The sequence below is a fragment of the Streptomyces sp. NPDC050264 genome, from assembly GCF_040655895.1.
Lineage (GTDB): Bacteria > Actinomycetota > Actinomycetes > Streptomycetales > Streptomycetaceae > Streptomyces.
This window is the reverse complement of sequence record NZ_JBFAKV010000037.1, coordinates 45,006-63,134: the sequence shown is the minus strand read 5'-3', so window position 1 is coordinate 63,134 and position 18,129 is coordinate 45,006. Positions and strand designations below refer to the sequence as shown.

Below are 18,129 nucleotides of genomic sequence, written 5' to 3'. Positions count from 1 at the left end.
GGATCGTCCCCGGCGGACACATCCGGCTGCGCTTCACCGACCCGGCCGCCTACCGGTCCGCCGCCACCGCGCTGAACGGAGCCGCCCGCGACGACGAGGCGCTGTCGCTGCGGCTCCCCAGCGACGGCAGCCAGCGCGAACTGCGCGCCGTCCTCGACCAGTTGGACGCGGCCGGTATCGAGGCCGACGAACTGACCGTGCACACCCCCGACCTCGACGACGTCTTCTTCGCCCTCACCGCCACGACCACGACCGCCGTGCCCAGCCAGTCCAAGGAGACCGTCCGATGAGCTCTCTCTCCCTCGCCGTGCGCGACTCGTCCACGATGCTGCGCCGCAACCTCCTGCACGCCCGCCGCTACCCCTCGCTCACCCTGAACCTGCTGCTCACCCCGGTCATGCTGCTGCTGCTGTTCGTCTACATCTTCGGCGACACCATGAGCGGCGGCGCCGGCCGCACCGCCTACATCGCCTACATCGTCCCCGGCATCCTGCTCATGACCATCGGCTCCACCACCATCGGCACCGCCGTCTCGGTCTCCACCGACATGAGCGAAGGCATCATCGCCCGGTTCCGCACCATGGCCATCCACCGCAGCTCCATCCTCTTCGGCCACGTGGTGGGCAGCGTCCTGCAGACCGTCGCCAGCGTCGTCCTCGTCGGCGCCATCGGGGTCGCCATGGGCTTCCGCTCCACCGACGCCTCCGCCCTGGAATGGCTGGCGGCCTTCGGACTGCTCGCCTTCTTCGCCCTGGCCATGACCTGGATCGCGGTCGGCATGGGCCTCGCCAGCCCCAACGCCGAAGGCGCCAGCAACAACGCCATGCCGCTGATCCTGCTCCCCCTCATCTCCAGCGCCTTCGTCCCCCTGCACTCGATGCCCGGCTGGTTCCAGCCGATCGCCGAGTACCAGCCCTTCACCCCCGCCATCGAGACCCTGCGCGGCCTCCTCCTCGGCACCGAGATCGGCAACAACTGGTGGATCGCGCTGGTGTGGTGCGCCGCCCTGACCCTCCTCGGCCACCGCTGGTCCAAGGCGCAGTTCAACGCCGACCCCAAGTAGGCGACATGACGCGGGTCCCCCGCCGCGCCCCGTCCCGCCCGTGGCGGCGTACACCGACACCCTCGTCGGAGTACGCCGCCACACTCATGCCCGCGCTCCGGACGACCGGGCCGGCACCGGCTCCTCGCACACGGCGTCGGCGAGCGGCACGGCCGGCCCCCAGGGGGTGAGCGCGCGGCGCAGCGCGGCGCGGGTGAGGACGGGGCCGCGGGCGGCGACGTATCCGTCGGGGCGGACGAGCATCCAGCCGCCGGGGCGCAGGCCGAGCGCGCCGCGCAGGGCGCCGCCGGGGTCGGTGAACGGCGCGGGCCCCCCGGCCGCGTCGGGGCGGTCGCCCAGCGTCCTGACCGACAGCCACTCGGCGTACCGGGCGGCCGCTGCGGTGGCCACGCCGGCCGGCACGTCGCCCGGCCCGCCGCCGCCCGCGGCCAGCAGCAACGTGCAGCGCACGTCGCGCAGTTCGGCGGCGAAGGCCGCGCGGGAGGCGGGGTCCGTGCCGTCCAGGGCGGCCGCCCTGGCCCGTTCGCCGGGGGCGGGGCCGGCCGCGGTGGGGGCGTCGTGGATGCTCAGCGGTGAGGTGCCGTAGCCGATGCGCAGACCGGACATGCCGCCGAGGACCTTGCGCGTGAGGGCACGGCGCAGCGGGGTCACCCGGCGCACGACGGAGAACACGAGGGGCAGCACGGTGCCGGCGAACAGGTTCCTCAGCTGCACGAGGACGGTGGCGGTGCGGGTGGAGTCGAGCAGCGCGGCGCCGATGGGGACGCGCTCCTGGCTGTAGCTGTCGAGCAACTCGGGCGCCGCGTGGCCCTGTTCGACCAGCGCGAGCTTCCAGGCGAGGTTGTACGCCTCCTGGATGCCGGTGTTCATGCCCTGCCCGGAGGCGGGGCTGTGCACATGGGCCGCGTCACCGGCGACGAAGACCCGGCCCTCCCGCATGCGTTCGACCATGCGCTGCTGGAAGGTGAACACGGAGGTCCACTCGCTCGCGCCGACGCGGACCGGGCGGCCCAGGCCCTTGGAGAGCTTGGCGCCGAGCCGCTCCTCGGTGCCGTCGGTCCGGCCCGTGCCGTGGGTCTGTCCGACGGCGCGGTCCGGCACGGTGTCCAGCAGCCGCCAGTGCCCTTCGCGGGCGTACGGCACCATCATCAGGGCCTGCCCGCCGGTGTGCGCCCAGTAGATGGTGTCGGGCGGCAGGTCCATGGTGACGGGCGCGTCGGCGAGCATCCACGTCTCGCTGCCCGCGCCGAGGAGTTCCAGACCGAGCAGCCGTCGTACCGTGCTGTGGCCGCCGTCGCAGCCGATCAACCAGGCGGTCTCGACGCTCTGTTCGCCGCCGTCAGCGCCCTCCAGGGTGACGCGCACGCCGTCCTCGTGCTGGGCGAGTCCGGTCAGCCGCACCCCCCACTCGATGTCGACGCCGAGCCTGCTCACGGCCGCGCGCAGCACCGCCTCGGTCTCCGTCTGCCCGATGACGAGGGTGAACGGGTACGCGGTGGGCATCGACGCGTAGTCGGCCTGCAGCCGCACCAGGCGGCGGCCTTCGGCGTACATGGTGAAGGCCTGGTTGCGGCGGCCGCGCGCGAGCATCGCGTCGACGACGCCCATCTGGTCGTAGGTCTCCAGGGTGCGCGGGTGTGTGGCCACGGCGCGGCTGGTGCGGGCGGGTCCGGGCGCCGCGTCGACCAGCCGCACCCGCAGGCCGCGCCGGGCCAGTTCGTGGGCGGCGGTCAGGCCGACGGGTCCGGCACCCGCGATCAGCACCTGGGGCCGCGCGGCGGGCTGCTGGGCGAAAGGGGCCATGGTCGCTTCTCCCGGGGTAAGGGGTCGGTGCGGGGGGTGCTGCGCGGGCGGGCGGATGCGGCGGGTCATGTGCCGGCCCGGGCCCGCAACTCCTCGCGTACGGCGCGGCGTTCGGGCTTTCCGGTGGGGGTGCGCGGCACCGCGCCGAGGGCCTCGCTGCGGCGGATCCGCTCGAAGGTGCCGAGACGTTCGTTGGCCCGCTCGGTGATCGCGTCGAGGACACCGCGCACGCGGGCGGCGCCGGTGGCGGTGTGCGGGCCGGGGCTCTCGCGCAGCACGATGCCCGCCCACACCAGGGCGCCGTGCTCGGGGTCGGGCCAGTCGGCCACGACGCAGTCGGCGACGCGCGGGTCGTCGGCGAGGACCTGCTCGACGCGGGTGGGCGAGACGATGTCGTTGTCGTACTTGAAGACGTCGCCGAGCCGGTCCACCAGGCGCAGGTTGCCCTCGTCGTCGACGTAGCCGACGTCGCCGGTGGCGAACCAGCCGTCCGCGTCGATCCGCGCGGGCCGCTCCTCGTCGAGGTAGCCGGCCATCAACTGGGGTCCGCGCACCTGGACTTCGCCGGTCGACCAGACGTCGACGGGCTCTCCCGTCGTCAGGTCGACGAGGCGGCATCCGGTGCCCGGCACGGTGGTGCCGACGGTGCCGGCCCGCCGGCCGGCGGGCCGCTGGCAGTGGGTCAGCGGGGAGAGCTCGGCCATGCCGTAGCCCTGGATGACGGGGACCCCGAGCCGCTGTTCCAGGACGCGGGCCGCCTGCGGGCGCAGCGCCGAGCCGCCGGACAGGACCGCTGTCAGCCGCAGCCCCGGCGGTCCGCCCCGGGCCAGGCGCTCGTCCGCGGCCAGCGCGTGCAGCCGCGCGGGCAGCCCGTAGTAGTGCGTGGCCCCCGACTCGGCGGCCGCGGTGAGCGAGGCGAGGGGGTCGGGGTCCTGGCACAGCACCTGGCAAGCGCCCGCGTACAGCGCCGAGTTGAGGTGCATGACGTGGTACAGCGGCAGGTGGTTGAGGGTGACGGAACCGGCGCCCAGGCCGTGCGCCTCGGCGGTCTGCCAGGCGTTGGCGACCAGATTGCGGTGGGTCAGCAGGACACCTTTGGGCGCTCCGGTCGTGCCGGTCGTGAACTGCACGCAGGCGACGGCGTCCGGATCGGCCGCGGGCCCCGCACCCGTGCGGGGCGCCAGGTCCAGGGCCGGGGGCGGCGGCAGGGTGTCGGTGGCCACGACCGCGCGCAGTGCGGGCAGTTCGTGGCGGATCCCTGCGATGAGTCCGGCGGTCGGCGCGGGGACGAGGGCGACCTCGGCCGCGGCCGTGGCCAGGACGTGCCGCAGCCCGTCTTGCGGGAGGAGCGGATTGAGCAGGACGACGGTGGCCCCGGCCCGCAGGACGCCGTGGTACACGGCGGCGAACTCCGGGTCGAGCACGTGCGCGACGCCGACCCGGGTCCCCGCCCCGGCGCCGGCCACGGTGTGCAGCCAGGCGGCGATGCGGTCGGCGTACGCGTCGAGTTCGGCGAAGCGCAGCACCCGGGACGCGGTGCGCACGGCGACGCCGCCGGGATCGCGCCGTGCCGCGCGCCGCAGCAGTCCGTCCACCGTCAGGTCGCTGTGCGGCACATCGCGCACGGTGTGTCTCCTTCCGCTCCGAACGGGCGGCCGCGGCTGCCGCCCGGGACGGCTCCCACCGTCCGTGCGCAGGCTCGAGGAACGTTCGAAGACCGCTCGACCGCCGCCACAGAAACCGGCGCGGGCCACCGGAGCACCGCTTCCGGACAGGCCGGGCTCCTCCGCGACCCCACCTGGCCCCGGGCCCGACCGGTCCTCCACCGGTGGTCCAGCGAGGCGCTCGAAGGTTTTGCATACGGCGAGGTGAGAGCACCTCCGTTCGGCGTGAGGAGTACGTGATGCGCAAGGTCGTTTCCCGGGACGGCACGACGATCGCCTACGAGAAGGCCGGCGAGGGCCCGCCGATCGTGCTCCTCAACGGCTCGTTCCGCGACCACACCATCTTCGACGCGCTCGTTCCCGAACTGGCGCCGCACTGCACCACGTACGTCTACGACCGCCGGGGGCGCGGCCAGAGCGGCGACTCCCCCGAGTACGCCGTGGCGCGCGAGATCGAGGATCTGCGGGCGGTGATCGAGGAGGCCGGCGGCTCGGCCGTGGTGTTCGCCGGGTCCTCCGGCGCGAACCTGGCGGTGGAGGCGGCACTGGCGGGTGCCCCGATCAGCAGGCTCGCGCTGCACGAGCCGTGCTACCGGGTCGACGGATACCCCAAGCCCCCGTGGAACGTCGCCAAGACGCTCCGGGTCCTCATGGAGGACGACCGGCGTGAGGAGGCGGTCGAGTACTTCCTCGGCAGCTTCCTCGGTCTCACCCCCGACACCGTCGCGGAGTGGCGCAAGGGCCCGATCTGGGCGGTGAACGAGGCGAACGCCCACACGCTCGCCTACGACCTGGCGATCTGCGGCGACTGCACCGTGCCGGCGGACCGGCTGGCCGGCTACCCGACGCCGGCCCTGGTGCTCAACAGCGACCAAACCAGCGCCTGGCTGCGCGCGGCGGCGCAGGCGACCGCGGCGGCCCTGCCCGGCGGCCGCTCGCTCGAACTGCCCGGGTCCTGGCACCGGATCGACATGGACGTCCTCGGCCGCACCCTCGCCGAGTTCGCCACCACCTGAGCGGGACCGCCGCCCCGGCCCCCGCCGTCCACCTCCAGGAGAACACCACCGTGACCACAGCTCGCACCCCGGCAGCCGGGGCCACCGTGTGGCTGACCGGGCTGCCCAGCGCGGGCAAGACCACGCTCGCCCGCGCCCTCGCCGACCGTCTGCGCGCCGAGCGCCGCGCGGTCGACGTGCTCGACGGCGACGAGATCCGCGCGTTCCTCTCCCAGGAACTGGGCTTCACCCGCGAGGACCGGCACACCAACGTCACCCGGATCGGATTCGTGGCGCAGAAGCTGGCCGCCCACGGCGTCACGGTGCTGGCCCCCGTCATCGCCCCCTACGCCGCCTCCCGCGCGGCCGTCCGTGACTGGCACGCCGCGCACGGCACGCGCTTCGTGGAGGTCCACGTGGCCACCCCCGTCGAGGTCTGCGCCCGGCGTGACGTGAAGGGCCTGTACGCGCGCCGGGCCGCCGGTGAGATCTCCGGCCTCACCGGCGTGGACGACCCGTACGAAACGCCCGCCGACCCGGAGCTGCGCCTGCGCACACAAGGGCGGCCGGTGGCCGCGTGCGCCGAAGAACTGCACGCCTTCCTGACCGAGAGGGGCCTGGCATGACGCCCGCGGAACAGAGTCCGACCGAGGTGTCCGAGCACCCGTTCGCGCTGTCGCACCTGGACGCCCTCGAAGCGGAGTCGGTGCACATCCTGCGCGAGGTGGCCGGCGAGTTCGAGCGGCCGGTGATCCTCTTCTCCGGCGGCAAGGACTCGATCGTCATGCTGCACCTGGCGCTCAAGGCCTTCCGTCCGGCGCCGGTCCCCTTCGCGCTGCTGCACGTCGACACCGGGCACAACTTCCCCGAGGTCATCGAGCACCGCGACCGCGTCGTGGCCCGGCACCGGCTGCGGCTGCACGTCGCCCGCGTCCAGGACTTCATCGACGACGGACGGCTGCGCGAGCGCCCCGACGGCACCCGCAACCCGCTGCAGACCGTCCCGCTGCTGGACGCCATCGAGGCGCACCGCTTTGACGCGGTGTTCGGCGGCGGCCGCCGCGACGAGGAGAAGGCCCGCGCCAAGGAGCGGATCTTCTCGCTGCGCGACGAGTTCGGCGCCTGGGACCCGCGCCGCCAGCGCCCCGAGCTGTGGTCCCTCTACAACGGCCACCACGCGCCCGGCGAGCACGTGCGCGTCTTCCCGCTCTCCAACTGGACCGAGCTGGACGTGTGGCAGTACATCGCCCGCGAACACATCGAACTCCCGTCGATCTACTACGCCCACAAGCGCAGCGTGTTCAGCCGGGGCGGCATGTGGCTGACCGCGGGCGAGTGGGGCGGGCCCACGGAGCACGAGACGCCGCAGTGGCGGCTGGTGCGCTACCGCACGGTCGGCGACATGTCCTGCACCGGCGCCGTCGAATCGGACGCGGCGAGCGACACGGACATCATCGCCGAGATCGCCGCCAGCCGCCTCACCGAGCGCGGCGCCACCCGGGCCGACGACAAGCTCTCCGAGGCCGCCATGGAGGACCGTAAGCGCGAGGGGTACTTCTGACCATGACCACCACCGAGGAAGCCACCACCGCCGCACTGCTGCGGTTCGCCACCGCCGGCTCCGTCGACGACGGCAAGTCCACCCTGGTCGGCCGGCTGCTGCACGACTCCAAGTCCGTGCTGGCCGACCAGTTGGAGGCCGTCGAGCGGGTCTCCGCGAGCCGCGGCCAGGACGCCCCCGACCTGGCGCTGCTCACCGACGGGCTGCGCGCCGAGCGCGAGCAGGGCATCACCATCGACGTCGCCCACCGCTACTTCGCCACGCCCCGGCGCCGCTTCATCCTCGCCGACACCCCTGGCCATGTGCAGTACACCCGCAACATGGTCACCGGCGCCTCCACCGCCGAACTCACCGTGGTCCTCGTCGACGCCCGCAACGGCGTCGTCGAACAGACCCGCCGGCACGCCGCGATCGCCGCGCTGCTGCGCGTCCCGCACGTCGTCCTCGCCGTCAACAAGATGGACCTCGTCGACTACGCGGAGCCCGTCTTCGCCGCCATCGCCGAGGAGTTCACCTCCTACGCGAGCTCGCTCGGGATCGGGAACGTCGTGGTGATCCCGGTCTCCGCGCTGGCCGGTGACAACGTGGTGGAGCCCTCCGCCCACATGGACTGGTACGGCGGGCCGACCCTGCTGGAACACCTGGAGAGCGTCCCGGTCGGCGGCGACCCGAGCGGGGACCCCGTGCGTTTCCCCGTCCAGTACGTGATCCGCCCGCAGAGCGCGGACCATCCCGACTACCGGGGCTACGCGGGCCAGTTGGCCTCCGGTGTGCTGCTGGTCGGGGACACCGTCACCGTGCTGCCCTGCGGGCGCACCACCACCGTCGCGGCCATCGACGCGCTCGGGGAGGAGACGGCGATCGCCTGGGCCCCCCAGTCGGTCACCGTGCGCCTCGCCGACGACATCGACGTCTGCCGCGGTGACCTGATCGCGGCCCGGGGCCCGGCCCCGCTGCCCACCCGGTCCATCGAGGCGCACGTCTGCCACCTGAACGAACGTCCGCTGCGCGCCGGGGACAAGGTGCTGCTGAAACACACCTCGCGCACCGTGCGCGCGCTGGTCAAGGACATCTCGTACCGGATCGACATCGACACCCTCCAACGGCGGGCGGACATCGAGGCGTTGCAGGTCAACGACATCGGACGGGTGGTGCTGCGGCTGGCCGAACCGCTGGCCGTGGACGGCTACGCGGACAACCGCCGCACCGGCTCGTTCCTGCTGATCGACGGGGACGACGGCACCACCCTCACCGCCGGCATGGTGGGCGAGGCGCCGGGACCGGCGGGCGCCGACGGCGACGGCCCTGCCCGCCGAACGAATCAGGAGTGAGATCATGAGCTGGAGTTCCTCCGCGCGCCGCGTCGCCGTCGTCGGGGCCGGTGCGGCCGGCACACTGACCGCCGTCCAACTGATGCGCCGGGCCGACGCACTCGGCGGCGCGCTCGACCTGTGGCTGATCGACCCCGCCGAACAGGCCGGCCCGGGTGTCGCCTACGGGACCGTCGACCGGCGCCACCTGCTCAACGTGGCCGCCGCGAAGATGAGCGCGCTGCCCGAGGACCCGGGCCACTTCCTGCGCTGGCTCGCCGACCGGCACCCCGGCACCTCACCCGGCGATTTCGTCGCGCGCCAGACCTACGGCCGGTATCTGAGCGACGTCCTGGAGAGCACGGCCCGCGCCTGTCGGGCCGTGCGCCTGCACCGGCTGCGCACCCGGGTCGTCGGCGCGCGCAGGCGGGAGCGCGCGGTGGTCCTGACGTTCTCCGACGGCACGGACCTGCGGGCGGACGCCGCCGTCCTCGCCCTCGGCGCGTTCCCCTCGTCGGTGGAGTGGGCCCCGGACGCACTGCGCACGAGCGAGCGCTTCGTCGCCGACCCCTGGGCGCCGGGCGCGCTGGGGAACATCGCCGACGAGGGGGACGTCCTGCTCGTCGGCACCGGCCTGACCATGGCCGACGTCGCCGTCACACTCGCCCGCCCGGGCCGCACGGTGCACGCGGTCTCCCGGCACGGGCTCGTCCCCCGGGAACACCGGGTGCCCGCGGCCCCGCCGGCCGAGCCCGGTGCCCTGGACGGGACGCGGGGGCTCGACGTGCTGCGCCGCGACATCCGGCGGCATCTCGCCGCCAGTCGCCGCAGCTGCGGCGACTGGCGGGCCGGCCTGGACGGACTGCGCCCAGTGACCGCGGCGCTGTGGCAGCAGCTGTCCGCCGCCGACCGCACACGCTTCCTCCAGGAGGATCTACGGGCCTGGGAAGTGCACCGGCACCGTCTCGCGCCGAGGACGGCGGCCACCCTGCGCACGCTGCGCGCGACAGCCCGGCTGCAGGTCACCGCCGCCGAGGTCGTCGACGCCGTGCCGGACGGCGACGCGCTCCGGGTCCGGCTCAGCGACGGCGGGCGGCTGCGGGTGGCCGCGGTCGTCAACTGCACCGGCGCACAAGGCGATCCGCGCCGCACCGCCGACCCCCTGGTGCACAGCGTCCTGGACCACGGGTACGCCCGCACCGGCCCCGCGAACCTGGGCTTCGACACCCGCGGCGACGGACGGCTGCTGCCCGCCTTCGGCCCGGCCCCGCGGCTGTGGACGATCGGGGCCGCCCGGCGCGGAAACCTGCTGGAGAGCACGGCGATCCCGGAGATCCGCGCCCAGGCGGCCCAGGTCGCCGACGGGGTACTGGCAGCGCTCGCCCCCCGCCGCGCGTCCGGCCCCACCGACCGCTACGGCCTGCCCCTGAGCACCACCGCCGAGGCGGCGCGGCTGTACGACCAGGCCCTGGAGAGCATTCTCGCGGGCCGGGTCGGCGCCGCGGAACTGTTGGGCGAAGCGGTCGCGCAGGACCCGGAGTTCGCGGTGGGCCAGGCCGCGCTGGCCCTGTTCGGTCACGAGTGCGCGGGCCCGGGCGACACCACCGCGGCGCTGGCCGCGGCGCGGCGGGCCGCGGCCCGCCGCGCCGACGGACGGGAGCGCAGCCTGGTCGCGGCGGTCGATGCCCGGCTGACCGGCACCGAGGAACAGGGCAAGGCGGCCCTGCTGGGCCACATCGCCGCGCACCCCCGGGACGCGCTGGCGGTGAGCGCGGCCGTACCCACCGTCTCCTTCAACGGGGTGACCAGCGCCGAGGAGGCGTGGAGTCTCGTCGAGGGGCTCGCGCCGGTGTACGGCGACGACTGGTGGTATCTGGGCCAACTCGCCTTCGTACGACAGGAACAGGAACGCTGGCAGGAGGCCGACGCGCTGTGCGTGCGCGCGCTCGGCGCCAACCCTCTCGCCGGCCACGCCGTGCACGCACGGGCGCACGTCTTCTACGAGACCGGCGAGCACCGGGCAGGCCTGGCCTGGCTGGACGAGTGGAGCCGGCGCCACGGCGCCGGAGCGGGGCACCGCTCGCACATCTCCTGGCACGCCGCCCTGCACGAGCTGACGCTGGACGATCCGTCGGCCGTCTTCCGCCGCTACCGGCGCGAGCTGGTCGCCTCCCGGGTCAGCGGCGGACGACTCCTGGTCGACTCGGCCTCACTGCTGTGGCGCGCGCACATGGCGGGCAGCTGGACCGGGGCCCTGCCTCTGGCCGAGCTGCTGCGGGCGGCTCCGCCTGCCTGGCTCTCCGCGCCGCCGACGGCCTTCGCCGCTCTGCACGCCGCGCTGGCCTGCACCGCCGCCGGGGACGGCGACGCGCTGGAGCGGCTGCGCCGGCACGCGCTGGCGCACCCGCAGGACCTGTTCCGGCTGGTGATCGCCCCGCTGTGCGAGGCGCTGTCGGCGGTGACCCGGCGCAGCTGGCGGGAGGCGGCGCTGCGCCTGGAACCGCTGGTGCCGCTGGTCGCCCGGGTGGGTGCCAGCAAGGCGCAGTACGAGGTCGTCGAGGAGACCTTGCTGTACGCCCTGGTCTCGGGCGGCGAGCACGGGCGGGCGGCCGCGCTGCTCTCGGCGCGCCTCGACCGCCGTGCGTCCCCGCTGGACCGAAGGCGGCTCGACGCGGTGCGGCGCCGGCCGAGCGACCGGTTCCGGGAGGAAATCCTGTCGTCGCGGTGAGGCGGCGCTCCAGAAGGACGCGAGCCCGGCTCCACATTCCCTCCAGCGGCCTTCCACGGATTACTGATTCCCTCTTGAGAAACGTCACGGAAGTGGCAACGGACTGCCCATGAACGGAGATTGATATGCGGCCTCGACGCAGGTCCGTCATGCGATCCCTGGGAAAGAACATCGGGGAGGGATTGATGTGGATGGGATTCGCGTGGAACGGTCTTTATCCGCCCTACTCGGTGACCGACTACGACCCGCACCTTGTTGAACAGGCCTGCTGGCCGCCATTGTCGGACGAGGAGCTCGCCGAATGGACAGCACTGGTCAGGAACCTTTGACAGGCGCAGCACATCCTCGAGGAGACGTCGTATGCACAGCAATCTGATAGTGGCCCGAATGGATTCCCGGTCAAGTGCCGACGTGGCTCGGCTTTTCGGGGCCTTCGACGAGACCGATATGCCGCACCGTATGGGTACCCGGCGCCGTCAGCTTTTCATGTACAACGGCCTGTACTTCCACCTCCAGGACTTCGACGACGACAACGGCGGCGAGCTCATCGAGGAGGCGAAGAGCGATCCGCGCTTCGTGCGAATCAGCCGCGATCTGGACCCGTTCATCGACGCCTACGACCCGGCCACCTGGCGTTCGCCCGCGGACGCCATGGCCCGCCGGTTCTACACCTGGGAGTCGGCGTGAGCGGCCGCCGGGTGGTGGTCACCGGAGTCGGCGTGGTCGCACCGGGCGGCATCGGGACCAAGAACTTCTGGAACCTGCTCAGCGAGGGCCGCACGGCGACCCGCGGCATCACCTTCTTCGATCCGTCGCCGTTCCGCTCCCGGGTCGCGGCCGAGGTCGACTTCGACCCCGCGGAGCACGGGCTCGGCCCGCAGGAGATCCGGCGCACCGACCGCGCCGCGCAGTTCGCCCTCGTCACGGCCGGCGAGGCGCTCGCGGACAGCGGACTGGATCTGCGGGACCACGTGCCGCACCGGGTCGGGGTGGCCGTCGGCAGCGCGGTGGGCGCCACCATGGGGCTCGACGAGGAGTACCGGGTCGTCAGCGACGGCGGCCGGCTCGACCTGGTCGACCACGCGTACGCCGTGCCCCATCTGTACAACTACTTCGTGCCCAGCTCGTTCGCGGCGGAGGTCGCCTGGGCGGTCGGCGCCGAGGGCCCGTCCACGGTGGTCTCGACGGGCTGTACCTCGGGCATCGACGCGGTCGGCTACGCGGCCGAGTTGATCCGTGACGGCTCGGCCGAGGTGATGATCGCCGGGGCCACGGACGCCCCGATCTCGCCGATCACCATGGCGTGCTTCGACGCGATCAAGGCGACCACACCGCGCAATGACGATCCCGCGCACGCCTCCCGGCCCTTCGACCGCACCCGCAACGGCTTCGTGCTGGGCGAGGGCTCGGCGATGTTCGTCCTGGAGGAGTGGGAGTCCGCCCGCCGGCGCGGCGCGCACGTGTACGCCGAGGTCGCCGGATACGCCTCGCGCTGCAACGCCTTCCACATGACCGGCCTGCGCCCGGACGGCAAGGAGATGGCGGAGGCGATCCGTTCGGCGCTGGACGAGGCGCGGATCGCCCCGGAGGCCGTCGACTACGTCAACGCGCACGGCTCGGGCACCAAGCAGAACGACCGCCACGAGACCAGCGCCGTCAAGCGCAGCCTGGGCGAGCACGCCCGGCGCACCCCGATGAGCTCGATCAAGTCCATGGTCGGCCACTCGCTGGGCGCGATCGGCTCGATCGAGATCGCCGCGTCGGTGCTGGCCATGGAGAACAACGTGGTGCCGCCGACGGCGAACCTGCACGATCCCGACCCCGAATGCGACCTCGACTACGTCCCGTTGACCGCACGGGACTGGCGCACCGACACGGTACTGACCGTCGGCAGCGGCTTCGGCGGTTTCCAGAGCGCGATGGTTCTCGCACGACCGGACAGGAACAGGACGGCATGAGCTCTCACGTCGTGGTGACCGGCATCGGTGTCGTCTCCCCCAACGGCTTCGGCACACAGGAGTACTGGGACGCGACCGTCGCGTCCAGGAGCGGCATCGGCCGCATCAAGCGCTTCGATCCGGAGCGCTACCCCTCGAAGCTGGCGGGCGAGGTGGACGGCTTCGCCGCCGAGGAGCACCTGCCCAGCCGGCTCATCCCGCAGACCGACCGGATGACCCAACTCGCCCTCGTCGGGGCCGATCACGCACTGGCCGACGCCGGTGTGAGCACCGAGGAGGCCGACGAGTACGGCATGGGCGTGATGACCGCCAGCACCTCGGGCGGCTTCGAGTTCGGCCAGGAGCAGCTGAAGAACCTGTGGAGCAAGGGCAGCCAGTACGTCAGCGCGTACCAGTCCTTCGCCTGGTTCTACGCCGTCAACACCGGCCAGATCTCCATCCGGCACGGGCTGCGCGGCCCCAGCGGTGTGGTGGTCGGCGACCAGGCGGGCGGCCTCGACGCGCTCGCCCACGCGCGCCGCCTGGTCCGCAAGGGCAGCGACCTCATCCTGTCCGGCGGTGTCGACGCCGCCATCTGCCCGTGGGGGTGGGCGGCCCAGCTCACCACGGGCCGGATGAGCACCGAGGAGCGGCCCGACCGGGCCTATCTGCCCTTCGACGCCGACGCGTGCGGATACGTCCCCGGCGAGGGCGGGGCCCTGCTGATCCTGGAGGACGCGGAGGCGGCGCGCAGGCGCGGCGCCCGTCACGTCTACGGCGAGATCAGCGGGTACGGCTCGACGTTCGACCCCCGCCCGGACAGCGGCCGCGAGCCCACGCTGCGCGCGGCGGTCGACATCGCCCTGGCCGACGCCGGGCTGCGGCCGCAGGACATCGACGTCGTCTTCGCCGACGCCGCGGGCGTACCGGAGCTCGACCGCGTGGAGGCCGCCGCGATCACCGGCGTCTTCGGGCCGCGGGCGGTCCCGGTCACCGCGCCCAAGACCATGACGGGCCGGCTGGGTTCCGGCGGTGCCCCGCTGGACGTGGCCACCGCGCTGCTCGCCATGCGCGACGGGGTGATCCCGCCGACCGCCCACGTCACGCCCCGCGCCGACTACGGCCTCGATCTGGTCACCGCGCCGCGGCACACCGCCGTGGCGACGGCACTCGTCCTGGCCCGGGGCCACGGCGGCTTCAACTCCGCGCTCGTGCTGCGCTCCAGCGCCCGGGCATGACACAGAAGAAGGAGACCGGAGTGACCACCACCGGGTCGGCCACTGCTCATCTCCCCCCACAGAAGCGTCGCGTTCTCACGCTGTTCCGCCCGTACCGCAGGAGCCTTCTGTTCGTCGCTTCGCTGGTCGCGGGTTCGTCCCTGGTCTCCCTCGTCAACCCGTTCCTGATCCGCGAGATCATGGACGAGGCGCTGCCGAAGGGCCGGACCGGTCTGCTCGCCCTGCTCGCTCTCGGCATGATCGTCGTCTCGGTCGCCACCAGCACCTTCAACGTGTGGCAGACCCATGTCTCCGCCAGGGTCGGCCAGTTGGTCATGCACGACCTGCGGACGGCCGTCTACGGCCATCTGCAGCGCATGTCGCTGGCCTTCTTCACCCGCACCCGCACCGGTGAGGTGCAGTCCCGCATCGCGCACGACATCGGCGGCATGCAGGTGACGGTGACGACCACCGCCACCGCGCTGGTCTCCGATCTGACGATCGTCATCGCCACGACGACCGCCATGGCGCTGCTGGACTGGCGGCTGACCATCGCGTCGATGGTCATGCTGCCGGCGTTCGTGTGGGTGAGCCGCCACGTCGGCGACGAGCGCCGTGCCATCACGCGCGAGCGGCAGCGGCAGTTCGCCGACCTGACCTCGATGGTGCAGGAGTCGCTCTCGGTCAGCGGCATCATGCTCGGCCACACCATGGGCCGCTCCCGGTCGCTGACCGACACCTTCGCCGGTGAGTCCCGCAAGCTCACCGAGATCGAGGTGCGCGCGAGCACGGCGGGGCTGTGGTACCAGTCGACGATCTGGGTCGTCATGGCCTCCATGCCCGCGGTCATCTACTGGATGGCGGGGCTGACGGCGAGCGGCGGCCACATGGCCATCTCGCTGGGGTCCCTGGTCGCTTTCACCACGCTGCAGCAGGCCCTGTTCCGGCCGGCGCAACGGCTGCTCACCATCGGCATCGACATCCAGAGCTCCCTCGAACTGTTCGCCCGCATCTTCGAGTACCTCGATCTGCCGGTCGACGTCGCCGAACCCGAGCATCCGGTCGTGCCGTCGGCCCTGCGCGGCGACGTGTGCCTGCGCGCGGTGGGGTTCTCCTACGCGGGGGCGGTACGGCCGACGCTGGACGCGGTCGATGTGAGCGTGCCCGCCGGGGGGCGGCTCGCGGTGGTCGGCGAGACCGGATCGGGCAAGACCACGCTGAGCTACCTCATCCCCCGCCTGTACGACGCGACGTGCGGCTCCGTCACGATCGACGGCATCGACGTGCGTGACCTGTCCTTCGACACGCTCGCCGCCACGGTCGGGGTGGTCTCCCAGGAGACGTACCTCTTCCACGCGACCGTCGCCGACAATCTGCGGTTCGCCAAGCCCGACGCCACCGACGAGGAGCTCGTCGCCGCCGCGCGGATCGCCCACATCCACGACTATTTGGAGGCGCTGCCCGACGGTTACGACACCGTCGTCGGGGAGCGCGGCTACCGGTTCTCCGGCGGCGAGAAGCAGCGGCTGGCCATCGCCCGCGCCATCCTGCGCGACCCGCCGGTCCTCGTGCTCGACGAGGCGACCAGCGCCCTGGACACCCAGACCGAGCAGGCCGTGCAGGCGGCCATCGACGCGGCGAGCGCGGGCCGCACCACCATCACCGTCGCCCACCGGCTGTCGACGGTCCGCGATGCCGACGAGATCATCGTGCTGGAGAAGGGGCGCATCGCCGAGCGCGGCACGCACGACGAACTCCTCGCCCTCGGCGGCCACTACGCCACCCTCGTCGACCGGGACACGCAGATGGCGGCGGCCCTCTAGCCGAGGGCCCGAAACCCCTGCCCTGGAGCGGAGTTCGAGTCCGTCTGGAGTGGCCGTCCCTAGCGTCGCGCCATGGAGACAGCATCTGCCGGGACACCGGACGGGCCCGGACTCAACCGTCGTGCGCTGCTACGCGGCGGCGCCGTCGCCGGCCTGGGCGCCCTGGTGGCGGCCGCGCCGGTCTTCACCTCCGCGGGGGACGCGGCGGTCGCCTACCCCGGCGGCCCCGAGCCGTCGGCGCCGCGACTGCAGCTGACGAAGTTCAAGGACCCGCTGCGCATCCCGCCGGTGCTGCGCCCCAGGAGCCGCGGCGGCCATGACGAGCTGACCGTGCGGATGCGCACCGCCGATGTCACCGTCCACGCGCAGCTGCCGCCGGTACGGATGTGGACCTACGAGGGCAGCTACCCGGGGCCGACGATCGAGACGACCGCAGGCCGCCCCCTGCGAGTGGCCTGGGAGAACGGACTGACCGGGAAGATCCCGGTCACGGCGGTCGACTTCGGTCTGCCCACCGGCCCCTCCGCCGACCCGCTGAGCAACTACCCCGGCACGGACGGCTGCCAGGAGGTGGCCGGCGTGGCCGGCCTGGACCCCTGGGCGGTGGTGCACCTGCACGGAATGCTGACCGGCGGCGGCAACGACGGCTGGATGGAGAACCTGCTCGCCCCCGGCGACGTGCAGTTGTCGGCGTACCCGAACAAAGGGGCGGCGACGCTCTGGTACCACGACCACACCCACCATGTGAGCCGCTTCAGTGTCTACGCCGGCCTCGCGGGCCTGTTCGTCGCACGCGGTGAGCAGGAGCGCGCCCTGGACCTGCCGAAGGGCGCGCAGGAGGTGCCGCTGGTCCTGAGCGACCGCAACTTCGCCCTGGACGCGGCGGGTTCCCTGACGGGCCGGCTCGTGCACAAGGTGGAGATGGTGGGGGCCCAGCGCCTGATGCGCGTCCACGCCGCGCCCTACACCCTGGTCAACGGCGTGATCTGGCCCCATCTGGAGGTCGAGCCGCGCTGGTACCGGTTCCGGATCGTCAACACCGCCAACTCCCGGATCTACCGGCTGATGCTGCTAGCCGACGGCCGGCCGGTGCCGGGCGCGCTGCAGGTGATCGGCACCGACCAGGGCCTGATCGACCGGCCGCGGCCGGTCGGGGGCGCGCTCAACCTGTCACCGGGTGAACGCGCCGACGTGCTGGTCGACTTCAGCGCCTTTCGCGGGCGCGCGCCGAAGCTGGTCAACACCCTCGGCGGCATCACGCCCGGCGCCTCCGACGTCCGCAACGACCTGCTGGAACCGGATGTCATGCAGTTCCGGGTCGCCGACCGCGCACCCCGCTCCCGCTTCTCGCCGCCGAAGACCCTCTCCGCCACGTTCGAGCGGCTCGGCGCCGACGACCTGCCGCACGACCGCGCCCCGCGCTGGGTGGTCCTGGTCGGACCCGGCACGCAGAACATGCCGGAGCTGTGGGAGATGGAGGAGATCGACGCGCAGGAGGTGACGGCCCCCGCCGCGGGGATCGTCCAGGTGCGGGACGAGGAGGGCACCCTCACGACGCTGCGCAGGACGGCGATGGCCTACGACGACGGGAACACGCTCACCGCGGCCCGCGATGACCTGGAGATCTGGAAGTACCTCAACCTCGCGGCCTCGCCGCACCCGATGCACATCCATCTGGCGCACTTCCAGGTGCTGTCCCGCGAGTACTACGACATCACGGGCTTCGACCGGCAGCTCCGCGGTTCGGTCAGGTCGATCGCCTTCCAGGCGGCGGCCGAGCTCGAACCGCACGAGCTGGGGGAGAAGGACGTCGTCCGGGTGGGAACGGCCGGCCGGATCACGGCCGGCCCGAACGGCACCCCGGGGGAACTGGTCACCGTCGCGGTCCGCTTCCCCGTCGTGGGCAGGGGTGTGCACCACTGCCACATGCTGGAGCACGAACAGCACATGGTGCGCCCCCTGGTGGTGGCGCCGGGCAGCCATGCGGACGGCGGTACGCACGCCGGCATGCATCACTGACCCGGCGCC

The 18,129-nt window shown here is 73.0% G+C and carries 13 protein-coding genes and 1 pseudogene; 12 read left to right on the top strand and 2 right to left on the bottom strand.

What is annotated here, in order from left to right:
* Together AB0J02_RS40110 and AB0J02_RS40105 are read left to right on the top strand one after the other, a co-directional pair.
* Positions 1–290 (top strand): annotated as a pseudogene (locus AB0J02_RS40110) (ABC transporter); the annotation flags it as partial.
* Entirely contained in the window at positions 287–1,063 is a 777-nt protein-coding gene (locus tag AB0J02_RS40105) for an ABC transporter permease (RefSeq protein ID WP_363198850.1), read from the top strand. The pseudogene AB0J02_RS40110 and the gene AB0J02_RS40105, both read left to right, overlap by 4 nt.
* An 84-nt stretch (positions 1,064–1,147) precedes the next feature.
* Here AB0J02_RS40105 and AB0J02_RS40100 read toward each other — a convergent pair whose 3' ends face one another.
* Together AB0J02_RS40100 and AB0J02_RS40095 are read right to left on the bottom strand one after the other, a co-directional pair.
* Positions 1,148–2,866, bottom strand: coding sequence for an FAD-dependent oxidoreductase (locus tag AB0J02_RS40100; protein WP_363198849.1), 1,719 nt, complete (start codon positions 2,864–2,866; stop codon positions 1,148–1,150).
* Between the two features lie 65 nt (positions 2,867–2,931).
* The gene (locus AB0J02_RS40095; RefSeq protein WP_363198848.1) at positions 2,932–4,491 is read right to left on the bottom strand and encodes an AMP-binding protein; all 1,560 of its coding nucleotides are present in this window, start codon (positions 4,489–4,491) and stop codon (positions 2,932–2,934) included.
* Between the two features lie 278 nt (positions 4,492–4,769).
* On the opposite strand from AB0J02_RS40095, the gene AB0J02_RS40090 reads away from it, so the two are divergent.
* The 10 genes from AB0J02_RS40090 (at position 4,770) to AB0J02_RS40045 (ending at position 18,120) form a co-directional block, all read left to right on the top strand.
* Positions 4,770–5,546, top strand: a complete 777-nt coding sequence (locus AB0J02_RS40090; protein WP_363198847.1) for an alpha/beta hydrolase — start codon at positions 4,770–4,772, stop codon at positions 5,544–5,546.
* Between the two features lie 50 nt (positions 5,547–5,596).
* Positions 5,597–6,151 (top strand): adenylyl-sulfate kinase, encoded by a 555-nt coding sequence (gene cysC, locus AB0J02_RS40085; RefSeq protein WP_363198846.1) that lies wholly within the window; start codon positions 5,597–5,599, stop codon positions 6,149–6,151.
* Entirely contained in the window at positions 6,148–7,086 is a 939-nt protein-coding gene (cysD, locus tag AB0J02_RS40080) for a sulfate adenylyltransferase subunit CysD (protein ID WP_363198845.1), read from the top strand. Before cysC ends, cysD begins: the two co-directional genes overlap by 4 nt.
* Positions 7,087–7,088: 2 nt before the next feature.
* A complete protein-coding gene (locus tag AB0J02_RS40075) occupies positions 7,089–8,417 on the top strand; it encodes a GTP-binding protein (protein ID WP_363198844.1) in 1,329 nt (442 codons plus the stop codon).
* Between the two features lie 4 nt (positions 8,418–8,421).
* Entirely contained in the window at positions 8,422–11,124 is a 2,703-nt protein-coding gene (locus AB0J02_RS40070) for an FAD/NAD(P)-binding protein (protein WP_363198843.1), read from the top strand.
* Between the two features lie 360 nt (positions 11,125–11,484).
* Positions 11,485–11,811: a TcmI family type II polyketide cyclase gene (locus AB0J02_RS40065; protein WP_363198842.1), complete on the top strand. Its 327-nt coding sequence runs from the start codon at positions 11,485–11,487 to the stop codon at positions 11,809–11,811.
* Positions 11,808–13,082, top strand: a complete 1,275-nt coding sequence (locus AB0J02_RS40060) for a beta-ketoacyl-[acyl-carrier-protein] synthase family protein (RefSeq protein WP_363198841.1) — start codon at positions 11,808–11,810, stop codon at positions 13,080–13,082. The genes AB0J02_RS40065 and AB0J02_RS40060 overlap by 4 nt, the downstream gene beginning before the upstream one ends.
* Positions 13,079–14,299, top strand: a complete 1,221-nt coding sequence (locus AB0J02_RS40055) for a ketosynthase chain-length factor (protein ID WP_363198840.1) — start codon at positions 13,079–13,081, stop codon at positions 14,297–14,299. The genes AB0J02_RS40060 and AB0J02_RS40055 overlap by 4 nt, the downstream gene beginning before the upstream one ends.
* Entirely contained in the window at positions 14,296–16,101 is a 1,806-nt protein-coding gene (locus AB0J02_RS40050; protein WP_363198839.1) for an ABC transporter ATP-binding protein, read from the top strand. The genes AB0J02_RS40055 and AB0J02_RS40050 overlap by 4 nt, the downstream gene beginning before the upstream one ends.
* A gap of 72 nt (positions 16,102–16,173) precedes the next feature.
* On the top strand, positions 16,174–18,120 hold the full coding sequence (locus tag AB0J02_RS40045) for a multicopper oxidase domain-containing protein (protein WP_363198838.1): 1,947 nt from the start codon (positions 16,174–16,176) through the stop codon (positions 18,118–18,120).
* Positions 18,121–18,129: the final 9 nt, after the last annotated feature.